The following is a 16,824-nucleotide window of genomic DNA, read 5'->3' as shown; positions in this document are numbered from 1 at the left end:
GGCGCGGTCACTGCGCAGGCGACGGCGTGGCCACAGGCAGCAGCCCCTTCTCGCGCAGGATGTTCGTGGCAATGCCGAACGCATGGTTGGCCACGGGCACGCCGCAGTAGATGGCGGCCATCATGATCACTTCCTTGATGTCGTCGGGTGTCAGGCGCGACTCGGGCGGGCCGTCGAGCGCGGCGCGCACGTGCATCGCGAATTCTTCGTACGCGTGGATGCCCAGCATCATCGACAGCACCATGTAGCGACGCGTCTTGTCGCCCAGCGCGGGGCGACCCCAGATGTCGTTCCACGCATGGCGCGTGATCAGCTCCTGGAACTCGGCGTTGAAGCCGTTGCGGTTGGCCAGCGACTTGTCGACCCAGGCATCGCCGAGGATGCGGCGGCGGTTCAGGAGGCCGTCTTCGTAGTCGTTGCTCGGGGTTTCGGGGGCGGTCATTGCGAGAGTTCCTTGTCTTTGAGCTGGGCTTGCAGCGCTTTCACTTCTGCCAGCGCGGTCTGGCCCGCGCCGATGGCGAGCGCAGGGTCGAACCATTCGTCGGCCGCATCGCGCGGCAGCTCGGCGCGCAGCCGGTCGATGTTGGCGCGCATGCGCGCGGCGTCCACCTGCAGGCCGGGCAGCGCGCCGGCCATCGCACGCACGCTGCCGTGCGCCGACATCAGGAGCTGCGGCCATTCGGCCAGCTCGGCCTGCCACGCGCCGAGCGCGCGTTCGTGCTGCTGCGGCATCGCGCCGAGCAAGGCGGCCACGCGCTGCGGCGCACGGTGCGCGGCGGCGATGGCGACCATCGAGGCCACGGGGTTGCGCTTGTGCGGCATCGCCGACGAGCCGCCGCGACCGGGCTCGCTGGGCTCGGCGACCTCGGCCACTTCGTACTGGCCGAGCAGTGCGATGTCGACGGCGATCTTGCCGAGGCTGCCCGCGACGAGGCCGAGCTCGCAGCCGAGCGCCACCCATTCGTCGCGCTGTGTGTGCCAGGTCGCGCCGGGGTCGCCCAGGCCCAGCTCCTTGGCCATGCGCTTGCGCACCGCGGCGCCCTGCCCCTTCATCTGCGCGAGCGTGCCGACGGCCCCGCCCAGCTGCAGTTGCAGCGCGTGCTTCGCCGCATCGCGCAGCCGGATGCGGCTGCGCACCAGCGGCGCGGCCCAGCCCGCGCACTTGAAGCCGAAGCTGGTGACCGAGGCCGGCTGCATCAGCGTGCGAGCGAGCATCGGCGTTTCGGCGTGCTGGGTGGCAAGGCGCAGCAGCGCATCGGCGGCCTTGGCGAGGTCGGCCTCGATGAGCGCGACCGCCTCGCGCGTGACCAGCGCCATCGCGCTGTCGATCACGTCCTGGCTGGTGCTGCCGAAGTGCACGAACGGCGCGGCCTCGGCATTGAACAGGCCCACGGCTTCGCGCAGCGCCTTCACCAACGGAATCGCCACGCTGCCCGCACGGCCGCTCTCGCGCACGATCTTGGCGACGTCGAACAGTTCGACCTTGCAGCTGCCGACGATGGAATGCGCGGCGCTCTCGGGGATCAGCCCTTCGGCTGCCTGCGCACGCGCAAGCGCGGCTTCGAAACGCAGCATTGCATCGACGAACGCGCGGTCGCTGAACGCGCCCAGCGTTTCGGATGTGGAAAGAAAGCCTTCGAAAATGCTCATGCGGTGACCTGGGTGTTCATCGTCAATATTTCAGTTGGGCCACGGCACGCAACTCCTCGGGAGATGCGGTGCCGAAGCCGAAGAATTCGAGGTAGGCCGGGATCATCTCGAACAGCATGTCGGTGCCGACCTGCACCGCACAGCCCTTTGCTTTTGCGGCCTGCAGCAGCGGCGTGTATTCGGTCTTCATGACGACCTCTCCGACGAAGGTGGCCGGGTCGATGCGGTCCACGTCGAAGGGCAACGGGTCGCTGTCCTTCATGCCGAGCGGCGTGGCGTTGACGACCACGTCGTAGCCGGCCGGGTCCTTCGAGCCCGTGGCGACCTTCATCTGCGGATAGTGTTCGCGCAGCCGCGCGGCAAGCGCCTGTGCGGATGCATCGCTCATGTCGAACAGCATCAGCTCCGCGGCGCCCGCAGCGGCGATCGACGCCGCAATGGCCGAGCCCACGCCGCCCGTGCCCGACACCAGCACCCGCGTGCCCTTGAAGAGCCGGCCCTTGCGCTCCACGCCGCGCACGAAGCCCGCGCCGTCGAACTGGTCGCCGAGCAGCGTGCCGTCGGGTCGCTTGAGGATCGCGTTGCACGCGCCCGCGACGCGCGCCGTCGGTGTCACCTCATCGACCAGCCCCATCGTCGTGACCTTGTGCGGCATCGTGACCAGCGCGCCGCAGATGTTCGAGAACCTGAACACCTGCGGCAGCGTGGCCGCGTAGTCCTCGGGCTTCACGCCCATCGGCACCACCACCGCGTCGATGCCCTGCTTGTCGAACCAGGGGTTGTAGATCATCGGCGCCTTGAAGGCCTCGGTCGGGTAGCCGAGGTGGGCGATGAGCGTTGTCTTGCCGGAAATCATGAAAGTCGTTTGCTTGAAAAGATGAGGCGTCAGGCGACGCTGGGCGAGTGGTAGCGCAAGGGGTTCGCGATCTCGCCGTGCATCGCTGGCGGATGAACGATTTCGCGCAGGAAGTTCGCATCGGCCTGCAGCGCCTCGGCCGCATCGAGGTGGCCGAAGTAGCGCAGGTAGTGCGGCATCTGCTGGATCAGCATCTCGAAGCCGGCCTGCGCATTGAGCCCGCGCGCACGCGCCGCACGCACCAGCGGCGTGGGCTGGTTGCGCAGCAGGATGTCGAACAGCGTCGCGTGGCTCTCCATGCGCGACACGTCGAGCGGCAGCGCATCGCCCTCGACCAGGCCGAGCGGCGTGGCGTTGATCACGAGGTCGTAGCCTTCGGGCGCGTTGCTCTCGACCGCGACCACGGTCGCATCGAAGAAGGCATCGAGCTTGGCCGCCACGCCCGCCGCCTTGCCGGCCGCCGTGTCGAAGAAGGCGATGTGCTCCGCGCCGTTCACCGTGCCACCTTCGGCCAGCGCCACGCCGATGGCCGCGGCGCTCACGCCCGCGCCGAGGATCAGCACCCGCTTGCCGCGGAAGGGAATGTTGCAGTGGTCGAGCGCGCCGATGAGGCCTTCGCCATCGAACAGATCGCCCTCGAGCTGGTCGCCCTCGGTGCGGCGCACCACGTTGACCGAGCCCGCCACGCGGCCGAAGAGCCCGCAGCCGTCGAGCAGGTCGACCACCAGCGGCTTGTGCGGCGGCGCGATCACCATGCCGCGCACATTGCGCGCGAGAAAGGCCGACTTGAAGAACACCGCGAAATCGCGCACCGGCACCTGCATCGGCAGCAGCACCGCGTCGATGCCGAAGCGCTCGAAGGTGGCATTGAACATGCGCGGCAGCCGCACGTTCCGCACCGGATCGCCCGGGATCAGGTAAGCCTGGGTGCTGCCGCTGATGGAATGGCTCATGTGCTGGGTTCCGTTCGTCAATCGCTCTTTGGGAGGTCGGATGCCGAGCTTTATAGTCCCTTAGGCCCTTTTCCACAGCGCCAGCAAGGCAAAAACGTTCGATCATCGATCTTTGAAATTCGACAATCGTTCAAACCAAGGGTTTTCACTGCCCACGAATGCAACTTGCCGGTGATCCACCGGCGGCACACTTCCGACCCATGAGCAAAGAGAGCAAGGACAGCAAGGACGACTCGCCCGCACCCGCAGGCCTGGACAAGCGCGACTGGATCGCCGGCCTGGAGCGCGGCGTGAGCATCATCGAAGCCTTCGACGACGCCAACCCGCGCCTCACCGCCAGCCAGGCCGGCCAGCGCACGAACATGACGCGCACCGCCGCGCGGCGCTATCTGCTGACGCTGCAGCACATGGGCTACGTCGCGAGCGACGGCAAGTTGTTCTGGCTCACGCCGCGGGTGTTGCGCCTGGGCCGCTCGTACCTCGAATCGGCCCGCCTGCCGCGCGTGGTGCAGCCCTTCCTGCAGCGGGTGGCGGCCGGCACCAACGAGATCGCCTACCTCAGCGTGATGGACGGCGACGAGGTCGTCTACATCGCGCGCAACGGCCCCAACCGCAGCATGAGCACCGGCTATGTGCTGGGCGCGCGCGTGCCGGCGCAGGTCACGGCCTCGGGCATGCTGATGCTCGCGCTGCGCAGCGATGCCGAACTGAACGAGTGGCTGGCGACGCGGCAGCTCACCGTGTTCACCTCGCACACCATCGCGAGCATGGAGCGCATGAAGCTCGAACTGGCCCGCATCCGCGCGCAAGGCTGGGCGCTGTCGGAGCAGCAACTCGACCTGAACTCGCGCGGCATCGCGGTGCCGCTGCGCGACCGGCACGGCACGCTGGTGGGCGCGCTGAACATCACGATGCCGATGGGGCACGAAAGCTCCGAAGACGCGGTGGCGCGCGTGCTGCCGGTGCTGCGCGAGACGGCGCAGGCGATGCGCAACCTGATCTGAGCTGAACCGCTCTCCCGCCGGGATCAGGAAACCTGCAGCGGACGCACCGCGCGCCGGGGCGCACTCACACCAGCCAGCACCTGCTGGCCGGCATGCGCGGCGCAGTAGTCCAGCGCCTGGCGCAGCGCCGTGTCCACGCCGCGCAGCGAAAGATCGAAGCGGATGGCCGCCTCCTGGCGTGTCATCTCGTTGATGCGCAAGGCGATTAGCACGCCGCGATGCCGACCCGGCAAGCGGTCCATCGCGCGGTCCACGGCCGCGACATCGGAGCGGGCTTCGGCGATCAACTCGGGACCCGGGGCCAGGTCGATCAGGTTCTCGAGCGCGACATCGGCATCCCCCGTGTACTGCCACGACCGGTTGCTGCGCATGCGGTCGACTGCCCCGTTGCAGGCCATGCGGTAGACATAGGCCAGCGGGTGCTGCACGTCATCGCGGATGTCCAGTTCGCCGAGCCGCATCCACACATCGTGCAGGCACTCGCTGGCCATGTCGGGGCAACCGAGGTGGCGCACGAGCCTGCGCCGCAGGTACTCGTAGTTCGCGACGAGCACGCCCTGCAGCGCGGCGCCGTGCTGCACCGCGTCCGGCGAGTCGTCGGCCGGTTCTTCCAGGTCACGCAGGATGTGGATGTGCATGCTCATGATGGATCGATCTCGATGGGGGTCGGCGAAAGTCCCGGTCGTGCAGTCACGAGGTGGACGGAAGGTCGATAAGAGGGCGAGGCCTCCCGCCCCGCGCCCCCGGATCGGGAGCGCAGGCCGGGAGCACCGGGTCGCGAGCGGCCTACCGGCCCTGCAGGGCCCGGCGTTCTTCGTCGGTCAGCCGTGCCACCTGCCCGGCATCGAACTGCTTGCCGTTGCCGACCAGCTGCACGAGGTTCGCCGGGTCGTAGCGAACCGACTTGTCCGATGAGGGCCCGCCCGGCGGCGGCGGTGCGCTCCGGCTCGCGCCTTCGGCCGGCTCGTTGCCCGTGCCCAGCACCCGCACGGTGAACACCGAGGGCAGCGCCTGGCGCGCCGCGGCGCGGTCGCGCTGCAGCACATCCTGCGCGGCGGCCGCGGCCTGCGAGGCGGCCGCGCTGGCATTGGTCAACGCGCCGACGTTCACCGCCGCGATCACCGGCAGGCCCTTGGTCTCGCCCTTGACCTGGATGTTGTCGGCATTGAGCACCTGCAGCGCGGCGATGTTCAGGTTGCCCGCCACGCGCAGCCCCGCATCGCCGGCGTTCACCGTGCCGTTGGGCGCGACCAGGTCGACGTCGCCGTCGCCCACCGTGCCGATGCCGCTGCCGCTCATGTCGGACTTCTCGCGCACCACTGTCACGCCGTCCAGGTCGGTGGACACCTCGGGCGCCGAGGGCACACGCAGGGTCTTGGCGCCGCGCCCGGCGTCGATGTCGCCGACGGTGGCCCAGATGATCTGGTCGCTGCCCTGCTTCGTCACCTCGGGCACGAAGGACAGGATGCGCGACTGGTTCACCGTGACGTCGTCCCTGGCGGCGATGCCGATGTGCCCCGAGGCCAGCGTCACCAGGCCGTAGCCGGACGGCACCGTCGCGCCCAGCGCCGCCACCTGCAAGCCGCCGCCGGGCGTGAGCACGTCGATGTCGCCGCCGGCCATGGTGCGCAGCATCAGCTTGTTGGCTGCCACGTCGCCCTTCCATGCGTCGCCCGGAAACAGCGTCTCGATGGCCGCGTAGCCGCGGTTGTAGCCGCCGTTGCGCGGCAGGCCGCCGGTGCCCGGCTCGTTCTGGTCGCGCCCCGCTTCGCGCAGTTCGAGCAGGTAGATCTGCCGCAGAAACTGCTGCTGCGCGAGCTGGGGCAACTGCTGGAACCGCGCCCAGGCCTCGAGCGGCGCCAGCTTTTCGCCGGTCATGTCCGACATGTACGACACGAGGCCGCGGCGCACGGTCTTTTCCTGTCCGCCCGCGCGCGTCTCGAGCTGGTCCACCAGGTAGATGGGCAGCACGCTGCCGTCCGCGCCTCGTGCCTTCAGGTAGTCGGGCATGGACGCGACCTTCGACGGATCGAGGTAGGCGGCCGTGAATGCCTCGTAGCCCACCGCGCGGTTCAGCCCGGCCATGGCGGTGATGGTGGCGCCGTGCTCCGGCAGGCCCTTGATCTGCGTCTCGGGCCGCGCGCGGTTGTTCGCGTCGTAGCGCTGGTTGCCCAGCGTCTGCACCTGCAGGTTGTCGGCGTACAGGTCGCGGCCGGCGGCCAGCACCAGCGTGCCGGGGCCCTGCATCTCGATGTTGCCGGTCAGACCCAAGGCGAGCTCGTTGTCGCGGTTGAGCGGCCTCACGCTTTCCACCGCCAGGATGTCGTTGCCCGCCTCCAGCAACGTGACGTCGGAGCCGCGCAGGTTGCGCCCGGCCAGGCGAATGCCGCGGATGTCGGTGCCCGCGCGCACCCAAGTCTGCTCGTTGGCCTTCACGTCGAGCCCGACGATGGAGCCCTGCGAAGCATAGATGCGGCTGGGTTCGAAATCGTTGGCCAGCGGGAGCACGTCGGGGTTGTGGACGCTGCGCAGGTACGTGTTGTTGACGGGCGAGGACAGCGCCGGGTTGATCAGGTTGTCGAGCAGGTCCTCCATGTTCATCTGGTTGAAGGGCGAGTTCGATCCGCCTGGCATGTAGGCCGAAGACATCATCGCCGGCGTGGCGTAGGCCATGACGAGCTGCGCATCGAAGCGGATGTCGTTCTTCGCCACCATCCTCACGTCGTTGGTGGTGCCCGGCAGCACGTACAGCGGCCCGTCGATGGCGATGCCGCCGTTCAGCGCGGCCGCCGAGAACCGCGCCGGATACCGGTTGCCGCCGAAGCCCACCAGCGTGTCGGTGTCGAAGCTGTTGAGCAGCAGGTCGCGAAAGATGAACTCCGCGCGGTTCACGAAGGTGATGTTGCCGCCGGTGGACACCAGCCTGAGCGCGCTGCGGTCGGTGTAGCCGCTCATGTAGGCGCCGTAGTTCAGCAGCTGGCCGTCGTTGCGCAAGCCTTCGCCGTAGGTCACAAGCAGCGGGTCGATCACCGTCTGCAGACGCAGGTCGCCCGCCGTGCGCAGGCTCAGCGTGGCGTCGCCCAGCGCGAGCACCGGTGCCACGGTGTAGCTCGACTTGGTGAGGCCGCCGTTGTTGTCGTCGCGGGTCAGCACGAACGTGTGACCGACCGCCGTCTCGCCGGCGCGGATATCGCCCGCGCCGCGCGCCACGTAGTACTGGCCGCCGCGGATCGCGCCGCCGGCCTGCACCGTCATGGCGCCGCCGTTGCGCATTTCCATGGTCATCGCTTCGCTCGCGGAGCGGCCGCCGCGCATGCGCATGTGGGTCGGCAAGGCGACCAGCAGGTTGCGCAGGTCGCCACCGGCGTCCACGCTGACGTTGCCGCCACCCAGCGCGCCCACGCCCTGCTGGAAGCGCGCGTAGTCGATCCACCAGCTCGATTGCTCGGGCGCGTGAAGGATGGGGCCGTAGGTGCCGTCCGGGCGCACGCCGTTCTCGCCGTTGGTGTACTCGCCGAAGAAGAACTCGGCGTTGAGGTTGCCCTGCCGGTTGAGCCATTCGGTGAAGTGCTGGCCCGACGGCACGGCCTCGACGCTGCCCTGCGCGCCGATGACCAGGTTGCCGCCCTCCACGCCGTAGCTCGCATCCGGGTTGGCGGTGGAGAAGTCGCTCCACGCCGTGGTGTCCTTGCGCCCGGCGGTGTAGATCACCGATTCCTTGTGCGCCAGCGTGAGGTCGCGGCCCGCGCGCACCTCGAGGTCGCCGGTGCCGGTGCGCACGAGCTTGCCCGCGCCGTTGTCCGGCGTCGGGTCGCCTTCGGCGGGAACGGCGGTGTTGGCCGTGCCGACCGTGATCGACCCTTTGCCCGCAGCCTGCGCCGCGAGCGGCTTGAGCGCCATCGCGTCGGCCGAGGCCAGCTCGCCGCCGGCCACCAGCCGCAGGTTCCACGACGGGCCCGCCTGCAGCAGGCCGCTGCGGTCGGCCGCGTCGAAGCCGTCGCTCAGATGGCCGTTGATGGCGAGGTTGCCGCCCGCGCGCAAGGTCAGCGTGCCTTCGCGCGCGCCGGAGAAGTCGCTGAACAGATTCCAGTCGCTGTTCAGCGCGAGGTCGCCCGCGCTGCGGATCTCGATGCCCGGCATCACGGCCAGCCCGGTGCCCAGCCGGCCGGCCACCGCGGCCGCCGCGGCACGGAAACGCGTAGCGTCCGCGATGGCGTCGGTCTTGACCGAATCGACCGTGGCGCCGTCGTAGTCCTTCACGTCGTAGACGCTCACGCCCTCCAGCACCGCGGAGCGCGCGCCGGTGACGGAGATGTTCAGCGCGGTGACCGCGAGGTCGTCGTGCGCGGCATTCTGTTGCGCGCGCAGGCGCACCTTGCCGCCTTCGTTGCCGGCCACGTCGATCAGGCCGCCTTGCAGGTTCAGCTGTCCTCCCGCCGCTTCGAGCGTGACGCGGCCGGTGCCAAGTTCGCCGGTCGCGCCGGCCAGCAGTTGCGCGCCCTGCCGCATCGCCACGCCGTTGCCGGCGGTGATACGGATGACGCCGCCGTAGGCCGAGCGCGCATCCACCGTGCCGGAGATGTCGATGCTGCCGCGGTCGGCAGTGAGGCCGAAGTCCTCGACCGTCGTGAGGCCGCCCAGCACCACGTTGCCCTGGCGGATGCGGAATTGGCGCGAGCGGTTGAAGCCGGCGTCGTTCAGCCGCTGGCTGAAGCCCGCGAAGTCGGGCAGCGCCTCGATGTCCAGGGCGAAGCTGCCGGCCTTGCCGCCGCCATTGCCGTTCGTGCCGGCCTGCGCCGCGATCACCCCGTCGAGCACCACCGTGCCGCCCTGCGATGCCGCCAGGCTCAGCGTGCCGGCGTCGCCGCCGTTCGGGTGTGCGGCCAGGTTGAGCCGGCTGCCGGCCTCCAGCCGCACGTCGCCGCCGACCGCCGACAGGCCGATGCGGCCCGCGTCCGCGTATTCGGCCACATCGAAGAACTGCTTGGCCGAGCCGCCCACGTCGATCGCGGCGCCCTGCGTCACGACCAGGCTGCCGCCGGTGGCCGTCATGTCGATGCTGCCGCCCCGCGCGACCGCCCGGCCGCCAAAGGCGATGCTGCGGCCGCTGAGGCCCAGGCGCAGGCCCAGGCTGTCCTGCAGGTCGAACGGTGCGGCCCCACCTTCCGGCAACGCGACGACCTGCAATGCGCCGCCCGTGGCAATGCGCTGCACCGCGCCGCCGCGGCCAGTGAGCAGCGGCGTGTTCAAGGTCAGCGCCGCGGCGCCGGTGTCGATGCCGCCCGCGCCCTCGCCGACGATCGCGTTGCGGCCCGCCAGCGTCACCGCGCCGAAGCCCGAGAAAGTCTTCTGGCCCGCGCCCAGCACCAGCGTGGCCGCGTCCAGCGTGAGGCCGCCCGTCCCCGTGCCGGCCGGCACGCCCGTACCGCCGCCGCTGTTGACGAGCGCGATGCTGTCGCCCTTGATCGTCACGTCGCCCGCGCCGCGGCCGACGAATGCGGCGCCGTCGAAGGTCAGCGATTTCAGGCCGGCCGCGCCCAGGTCGAGCGAGCCGTAGAAGTCGAAGTCGGTATAGCTGCGCAGCGTCAGGCGCGTCGAATGCGCCAGTTGCGCCAGCGCGCCGCTGTCCAGCACCATGCCTTCGGTGCCGCCGCCAAAGCCGATGCGGCCGGCCGCCACCGACAGGTCGGTGCCGGCGATCTGCGCCGAGGCGGCCAGCTCGGTCGTGCGCGTTGCATCGATCAGCAAGGCCGCGTCGCCGTTGACGACGGCGCCCGCGCCGATCGCGACCAGCCCCCCGCGCGAGGTGTCCACGCCCTGGCGGATGACCTTGACCGCATCGCCGGTGCTCACGCGAACCAGCGCGCCCCAGTCCCTGGCGGCCGTGATGAGCACGTCGTCCACCGCGTCCTTGGCGTCGATCACGCCGTCGTTGTTGTCGTCCAGCCTGCCGTCCGGGTCCGCGTAGACCGCCGCCACTCTGGGCTTCACGACCAGGCTGCCGGACCCGCGCCCGCCTGCGCCCTTCGCGCTGACGCGGCTTCCCCCTTCGATGGCCACCTGCTCGCTGGCGGCCAGAATGATTTCGGGGCCGAACAGTTCGGAGCCCTCGTTGTTGCGCACGACGATGTCGGTCGCGGTCACGTCCAGTTCCAGGCCGAGCGCATTGCCCTGGCGCTTGCCGCCCACCAGCAGGCTGCCGGCGCCGAAGTTCGACAGGCTCGCCGAATCGATGACCAGGTAGCCGTCGGCCTGCAGGCTGGCACCGTCCTGCCCGCTGCCGACGATGGCGATCTTCTTGCCGGCGATATCGACCAGGCCGCCGCGCCCGCCCGCATCGGGCGCCGAGCGCAGCGTGCCGTCCAGCACGAGCCGGCGGCCCGCGTCGAACACGACCGCGCCGCCGTCGCGCGGCAGGCGGGGCGTGACCACGTCCTGGCCCGTGAGGCGGTACTGCGTGAGCTTGAAGGCCTCGGACGCGAAGAAGTCGTTGGCCGTGGCCTCGTTGTATTCGGTGTAGCGGCGCAGCGTGCCGCCGGACATCACGCGCCAGGCCGTGGCCTGCGCGTCCTGGTTGCCGCCGTAGGTGTTGCCGCCCTTGCCCTGCATGACCAGGCTGCCGTCCGGTGCGCGGATGGCGGGCGCGGAGGCGCCGCCCCATGTCCTGCCCGTCGCCTGCACCGCGAAGGCACCCGGCAGCAGCGCATAGCGCGCGGGCAGCAGGTCGTACCAGCCGGCCGCAAGACCGGGGCCACCGGCGAGCCAGACGCGCTGGCCCGCCTGGGCACCGCCCGCGGGCGCCGCACCGGCCTGCCCGGGCAGGATCGCGTACATGCCCGGCATGTTCAGCACGTCGTGCGAGCCGCCCGGGCCTGGCACGAATTCGGAGGCATGCAGGTCGCCGCCGCCCGCGATGTCCACCACCGCGCCCTGCGCCAGTGCCACGTCGGGCGACTTCATGGTTATGCGCTTTTCGGGCGGTGCTGTCAGCGAGCCGCTCGAGGGGTTGGTGACGTCGACCCCCTTGGACGGGTCGTGCCAATGCTCGTTGTTGGACAGCGTGCCGTAGGGCACGGCCAGGCCGGCGCCCGACACCGACGTGAGGCTGCCCGCGCCCAGTGACAGGCGTTCGCCCGCGTCCAGTTCGATCTGGCCGAAGGGCGCGCGCAGCACGCCGTTCTGCGCGATCACCGGCGCTTCCAGGCGCAGGCTGCCGCCGGCCGACAGGGGCGCACCGCCGGCATCGCCCAGGCGCTCGACGGTGATCGAGTCGCCCGCGCGGATCACGCCGGTCATCGCGGTCGTCGGATACACCTGGCCGGCCTTCAGCACCAGATGTCCGTCGACATCCAGGTTGACCTGCAGCCGGGTGTCTTCGCTGATCTGCGAAGGCAGCGCACCGCCCATGCGGATTTCGCCGGCTTCGAGCACCGTGCGGCCGAAGCCGGTGATACGCACGGCGCCGGCCTGGAACTGGTTCGGATCCTCCGATGCCGAGATGTCGATCAGCGAGCCGGTCAGCGTGAGCTGCCCCGCTGCCGCTGCGGGGTCCTGCGCGGCGGCCGATGTCGGCACCGGCGAGGCGCCGGGCATGGCCGAGAGCACGATGCGCGGCGCGCGCAGCGACGACGACGAGGCCGCGTGCCCGACGATCGTCCCCTGCAGCGAGATCGAGCGGCCCAGCGCGAGGTTCGCGTTGTCCAGGCGAATCGCGCCTTGCGAGGCATTGACCAGCGCCAGGTCGGCAAAGCCGCCGTCCTTGAACGCCTGCGGGCGCACCGTCAGCGCGAACTGCTGGCCGGGCTTTTGCAGCACATCGCGCAGCAGGTCGCTCGACAGGAGCGCGTCGCGGAACAGGTCCAGCGCTTGCGGGGTCAGGCCGAACTGCGCCGGATCGAGCGGGCCGGCCACACCGGGCGAACCCAGCTGGTCGGACACCACCAGTTCCTTGATGTCCGCCAGGTGCGCGAGCAGCGAGGATGGCAGGATCATCGGGCCGTCGATCTCGTAGCCATAGGTGCGCAGGCCCGGCGCCCAGTCGTAGTCCAGGCCCTGCTTCCAGTCGCTGCACGCGCCGTCCACGAAGAGGCCGAAACAGTCCGGGTCCTGCAGCGTGCGCTGGAGCTGCTCCAGCGGCGAGCCGTTCGGAGCGGACGGCGCGGTCATGTTCAGGCGGATGCGGCCGCCGACGCCGCCGGGGCCGCCCGCCTTGCCCAGCATCGTGCTTTCGATCAGGCCCTTGCCGGTGATCTCGATCAGGCCGCCGTTGCTGTCCAGCACGATCGGCTGCGCGGGCCTGGGCACCCGGGTGCCCGAGGGGCCGGCATCGGCAACGCCGTCGATCGTGCCGGTGGCGCCGGACACGTCGATGAGCGCATCTTTCTCCAGCCGCAGCTCGCCCGCCTGGATCGACACCGTGCCGCCGTCGCGCACCTCGCCCACGCGGCGGCCGGTGCTGTCGAGGTGGATCAGCGGCACGCCGCGCGCCAGCAGTTCGCCGCCGGCTTCGAGGGTGAGCTCGCGGCCGCCCAGCGCGATGCGCCCCGCGGGTGCGTCCAGCCGCCCGGCGACCGCCAGCACGCCCAGTTCGCCGCCGGCGTTCAGCGCCAGGCTGGCGCCGGTGTCGGTGCGCACCGTGGCGCCCCGCGCGACACGGATCGGACCGTTTTCGGTGCCGAGCATCAGCGCTGCGGGGTCGCGCGCCGCGCGCTCCTCGGGCCGCAGCACGCCCGCGGGCGCCGCGTCGGCCAGGTTCCGGCCACTCGGCAGGTCGCGCCAGGCGAAGCCGGTCAGCTCGAGGCTCGTGGCCAGTTGCGAAACCGTCACGCCTTCGGGCACCACGATGCCGTTGCCTTCGCCGCGCACCGAGACAGAGACTTTTCCGAACCCGCGCTCGCCGAAGAGCGTGGCCGGCAGCAGCAGCGCAGCGGCGGTCTTGTCCGCCGGCGAACCGGTCGGCGCGCCGCCGACCTGCACCGCCGAGGCGGTCTCGATCGACAGGCTGCCTGCCGAGCCGGCCGCATGGGCGCGCAGGTTCAGCGTGCCAAGGTCCAGGTCGGGCGTCACGCCGGTCAGCGAGATGGAACCCGCATCGCCCACGCGCAGCGTCGGCAGGCCCTTCGCGCCGGGGTCGACGCGGCCGCCGCCCGACACATCGAACACGGCATCCTTGTGGGCCGAAATATTTCCGACGTTGACCATGATCGCGCCGCCATCCATCGCCCAGGCACCGCGCAAGGCGCCGTCGCGCCAGGTGTTGATCCACTGGCCGCTGGCGTCCAGCCGCCCGTACTCGCCCACTTCCAGCTTTCCGTTGGCCGACGAAAGCCCGATCTGCCCGCCCGGCGCACGGATCTGCCCGTTGATGCGGATGTCGTTCGTCGAGCCCTCGGTGCCGGCCACCGAGAGCGATGCGCCTGGCGCCAGGTTCAGCACGGCGCCGCTGGCGAGTTCGAAGTCGCCGTTGATGGTGTTCAGCACGATGGTGCCCATGCCCGAATCGCTGAGCATGTCGTCCGACAGGAAGGTGAGCTTGCGCGACTTCTGCTCGTCCGGCTTCAGTTGCACGTAGAAGTCTTCGCCCAGCTTGGCCTTCGCATCGAAGTCCTGCGCCAGCCGCTTCGGGTCGTGGCTGACGACGATGGTGCCCGGCGACCAGGGCCGGCCGTCCGGCGTGTTCTCGCCCAGCTCCAGCCGCCCGCCCTTGTTGCCGCCCGGGTTCTGCGACTGGCGCTCGCCCACCACCACGCCGCCCAGCATGTCGCCCTCGAGCACCATGGCGTCACCCGCGTAGATCCGCACGCCGCCGGCCTTGCGCCCTTCGGTGTAGCCAGCTTCCTTGTAGTCGGCGCCGATGAGCGGGTTGCGCCAGGTGTTCTTCACGCCCCAGCGTGCGTGCACATTGTTGAACTCGCCCGCGATGCCGGTGTAGTCGGTGTCGGACATGGCCCGCTCCATCGTGTGCACGCGGCCGTCGGCGCCCATGAGCTTGGTCGCCGTGTTCATGCCGTCGGTGTAGCGCACCGAGCCGCCGGACACGTCGAGCATCGATCCCGCGCGCGTGATCACCGAGCCGCCCGCGCGCAGGTCGATGCTGCCCGCATCGGCCGAAAGCTCGCGCAGGTCGGTCTTGCCCACGCCCACCCAGCCGCTCACGTCGCCCAGCGGCGTGCCCACCCAGGCGCCGGGAATGTAGGTGGCGCCGTCGGGGCCGAGCACCCATTGCACGCCCGCCATCGGACCGTCCCCGAACACGCCGCCGACGCGCCGGTCGACGATCACCTTCTTGCCGCGCACCCACGAATCGAGCAGGAGCGGCGAGTCGCGCAGTTCGTTGATGCGCAGCTCGGCTTCGATGAAATTGCGCGACATGTTCACCTGCATGCCCTGCAGGCCGGCCACACTCAGGAAGGCCTCGCCGTCCAGGTAGATGCGGCTCTCGTCGCCCAGGCTGCCGGGCTTGAAATACGGGTATTGCGTGAACAGCGGATTGACCGCCGATTCGATCTTGATGGTTCCCGCCGGCACCAGCACACCGGCCTTGGGCCGGATGTCGATGAGTTGCCCGTAGAGGCTCACGCGGCCGGGCTGGTAGCGCGTTGCCAGTGCGGACGCCTCGATCTCGCTGGTGTCCGAGGCATCGGGCAGGACCTGCGCGATGCTGCCCTCACCCAGCGTCAGCGTGCCGGCCGACCAGTTGATCAGGTCGTTCACGCCGTCCGCGTACATGTGGGTGCCCAGGCCCCAGGCGCGCAGCAGGATCGAGCCGTTGCGGTTGTTCAACGCGGTGGTCGAGCTCAGCACGCCCGACTGGCGAACGTCCTGCGCCTGCAGCGTGATGTTGCCGCGATCGGCCTGCACGGTGCCGGTGTTGACCACCTCGTAGCCGACCGACTTGGCGCGCGCGGCCATCTCGGGCATGACCACGTCGCGCAGGCCGCTGACGAAGTTGAAGTCTGCATAGACCGGCGACAGCTTGAGCGCGCCCTGCACCTGCCCGCCGGTGAAGGCCCAGCCGGGCACGGCCGAAGCGGCCACGTCCAGGCCGCGAGGCGCATTCGGGTCCTGCGCGGACGGCGTCTTCAGGTAGATGTTCTCGCCGGCCGCCAGGATGACCTGGCCATCGGGTGCCGAGATACGCCCGGCGTTCCGAACCTTGGGCGCGAACAGCATGACCTTGCCGCCGCTGTCCGCAGCAAGCTGCGCGCCGGCGTCAACCTTGACCTCGCCGGGCGCCGCGCCGGGATCGAAGCGGTCCACGTTGCCCATGCGGTCGGGCGCGCCGCCGACGCCGGCCTTGAAGCCGTTGTCGCCATAGATCTCGGGCCGGGCGGAAGTGAATTCGCCGAACTGCGGAATGGGGAAATCATTGCCCTGGTTGGCGAGCACCTGCGCGTTGTTGATGCCCAGCTTGAACTGCTTGTCCGAGAGCGAAAGGCTCGAGGCCACCAGCGAGCGCGTGTTCACCTGGCTGGAGCCGGTGAAGACGATGCCGTTGCGGTTGATGAGGTAGACCGAGCCGTCCGCCTTGATCTGCCCCGCGATCTGGCTGGGCCGGCCGCCCGGATCGTTGATGCGGTTCAGCGCGATCCACGCGTTGGTGCCGTCGGGCTTCGCCCCGCCCTTCTGATCGAACTGCACCGTGGTGTTCTTGCCGACATTGAAGCTCTCCCAGTTCAGGATCGCCTTCTCGTCGGTCTGCCGGATGCCGACCACGACGCGGCCGCCCGCGGCGGTCTGCACCGGCGCGTTGGCATTGAGCCAGCCCGCTGTGAGGCTGTTGCTGTCCACCTTCAACCCGCCGTCGGCCAGGCCATCGGGAATGTCCGAGCCGCCGTTCAGCGCCGCCTGTCGCGACGCCTCCTGGGCCGCCTGCTGCGCGGCGATGCCGCGCGCGGCCATGTTCAGGTTGCCGATCGAGCGCTGCAGCTGCTCGCCGGCTTTTCGTTGCTCCAACGGATTGGTCAGCATCGATGCCGGCATGCCGTTGGGCAGCCGGCCCGTGGCCGTCGCCGAGTTCTGCACCGTGTTCTTGGTGGCGAACCAGGCACCGCTGAAAGCCCGCTGCGCCTGGGCATCGAGGACCGCGCCGTCGGCCACCAGCGTCATGGCGATGACGCAGGCGGCACGTGCGGCATGTGCAATTGGCGCCATGCGAAAGCGCGGCCGGCGCGGCGGCGCTGCCACCCGCTCCCGGTTCGTCGATGGGTTGATTGCGCCCAGGGATCCGCGTGTGCTCATGTGAAGTACTTCTTGCCCGAAAGTTGAGGTCGTGGAGTTCCGCGCAGCGCGGCCAGGGTGGCCGGCGGTGCGCAGAATTTCCTGTGCGCTAAGACGAATGGGCTGTGCGCAAACCCCCAAC

At 70.1% G+C, this 16,824-nt stretch carries 7 protein-coding genes; 1 reads left to right on the top strand and 6 read right to left on the bottom strand.

Going from position 1 to position 16,824, the window contains the following annotated elements; genetic code table 11:
• Positions 1-7 precede the first annotated feature (7 nt).
• The 4 genes from NU688_RS03235 to NU688_RS03220 are packed head-to-tail and all read right to left on the bottom strand — an operon-like array spanning position 8 to position 3,459.
• Positions 8-442, bottom strand: coding sequence for a carboxymuconolactone decarboxylase family protein (locus tag NU688_RS03235; RefSeq protein ID WP_257859101.1), 435 nt, complete (start codon positions 440-442; stop codon positions 8-10).
• The gene (pcaB, locus tag NU688_RS03230; RefSeq protein WP_257859100.1) at positions 439-1,650 is read right to left on the bottom strand and encodes a 3-carboxy-cis,cis-muconate cycloisomerase; all 1,212 of its coding nucleotides are present in this window, start codon (positions 1,648-1,650) and stop codon (positions 439-441) included. Before pcaB ends, NU688_RS03235 begins: the two co-directional genes overlap by 4 nt.
• A 22-nt stretch (positions 1,651-1,672) precedes the next feature.
• Positions 1,673-2,506, bottom strand: a complete 834-nt coding sequence (locus tag NU688_RS03225) for a shikimate dehydrogenase (RefSeq protein ID WP_257859099.1) — start codon at positions 2,504-2,506, stop codon at positions 1,673-1,675.
• 29 nt (positions 2,507-2,535) lie between these two features.
• Complete coding sequence (locus NU688_RS03220) at positions 2,536-3,459, bottom strand: shikimate dehydrogenase (protein ID WP_257859098.1); 924 nt, start codon at positions 3,457-3,459, stop codon at positions 2,536-2,538.
• A gap of 200 nt (positions 3,460-3,659) precedes the next feature.
• Between NU688_RS03220 and NU688_RS03215 the strand changes: the two genes are divergently transcribed.
• Positions 3,660-4,463: an IclR family transcriptional regulator C-terminal domain-containing protein gene (locus tag NU688_RS03215; protein ID WP_257859097.1), complete on the top strand. Its 804-nt coding sequence runs from the start codon at positions 3,660-3,662 to the stop codon at positions 4,461-4,463.
• Between the two features lie 23 nt (positions 4,464-4,486).
• Here the strand turns inward: NU688_RS03215 and NU688_RS03210 are convergent, their stop codons facing one another.
• Together NU688_RS03210 and NU688_RS03205 are read right to left on the bottom strand one after the other, a co-directional pair.
• Entirely contained in the window at positions 4,487-5,107 is a 621-nt protein-coding gene (locus NU688_RS03210; RefSeq protein WP_257859096.1) for an RNA polymerase sigma factor, read from the bottom strand.
• Positions 5,108-5,249: 142 nt separating this feature from the next.
• Positions 5,250-16,703 (bottom strand): filamentous haemagglutinin family protein, encoded by an 11,454-nt coding sequence (locus NU688_RS03205; RefSeq protein ID WP_257859095.1) that lies wholly within the window; start codon positions 16,701-16,703, stop codon positions 5,250-5,252.
• Positions 16,704-16,824 lie beyond the last annotated feature (121 nt).

The sequence above is a fragment of the Variovorax sp. ZS18.2.2 genome, assembly GCF_024701975.1.
Lineage (GTDB): Bacteria > Pseudomonadota > Gammaproteobacteria > Burkholderiales > Burkholderiaceae_C > Variovorax.
The sequence above is the reverse complement of the archived record's forward strand: the minus strand, read 5'-3'. Positions and strand labels throughout refer to the sequence as shown.

Excerpts from the sequence above, each read along its gene's own strand:
- NU688_RS03235 (WP_257859101.1), bottom strand. The coding sequence starts at position 442 with ATGACCGCCCCCGAAACCCCGAGCAACGACTACGAAGACGGCCTCCTG.
- pcaB (WP_257859100.1), bottom strand. The coding sequence starts at position 1,650 with ATGAGCATTTTCGAAGGCTTTCTTTCCACATCCGAAACGCTGGGCGCG.
- NU688_RS03225 (WP_257859099.1), bottom strand. The coding sequence starts at position 2,506 with ATGATTTCCGGCAAGACAACGCTCATCGCCCACCTCGGCTACCCGACC.
- NU688_RS03220 (WP_257859098.1), bottom strand. The coding sequence starts at position 3,459 with ATGAGCCATTCCATCAGCGGCAGCACCCAGGCTTACCTGATCCCGGGC.
- NU688_RS03215 (WP_257859097.1), top strand. The coding sequence starts at position 3,660 with ATGAGCAAAGAGAGCAAGGACAGCAAGGACGACTCGCCCGCACCCGCA.
- NU688_RS03210 (WP_257859096.1), bottom strand. The coding sequence starts at position 5,107 with ATGAGCATGCACATCCACATCCTGCGTGACCTGGAAGAACCGGCCGAC.
- NU688_RS03205 (WP_257859095.1), bottom strand. The coding sequence starts at position 16,703 with ATGAGCACACGCGGATCCCTGGGCGCAATCAACCCATCGACGAACCGG.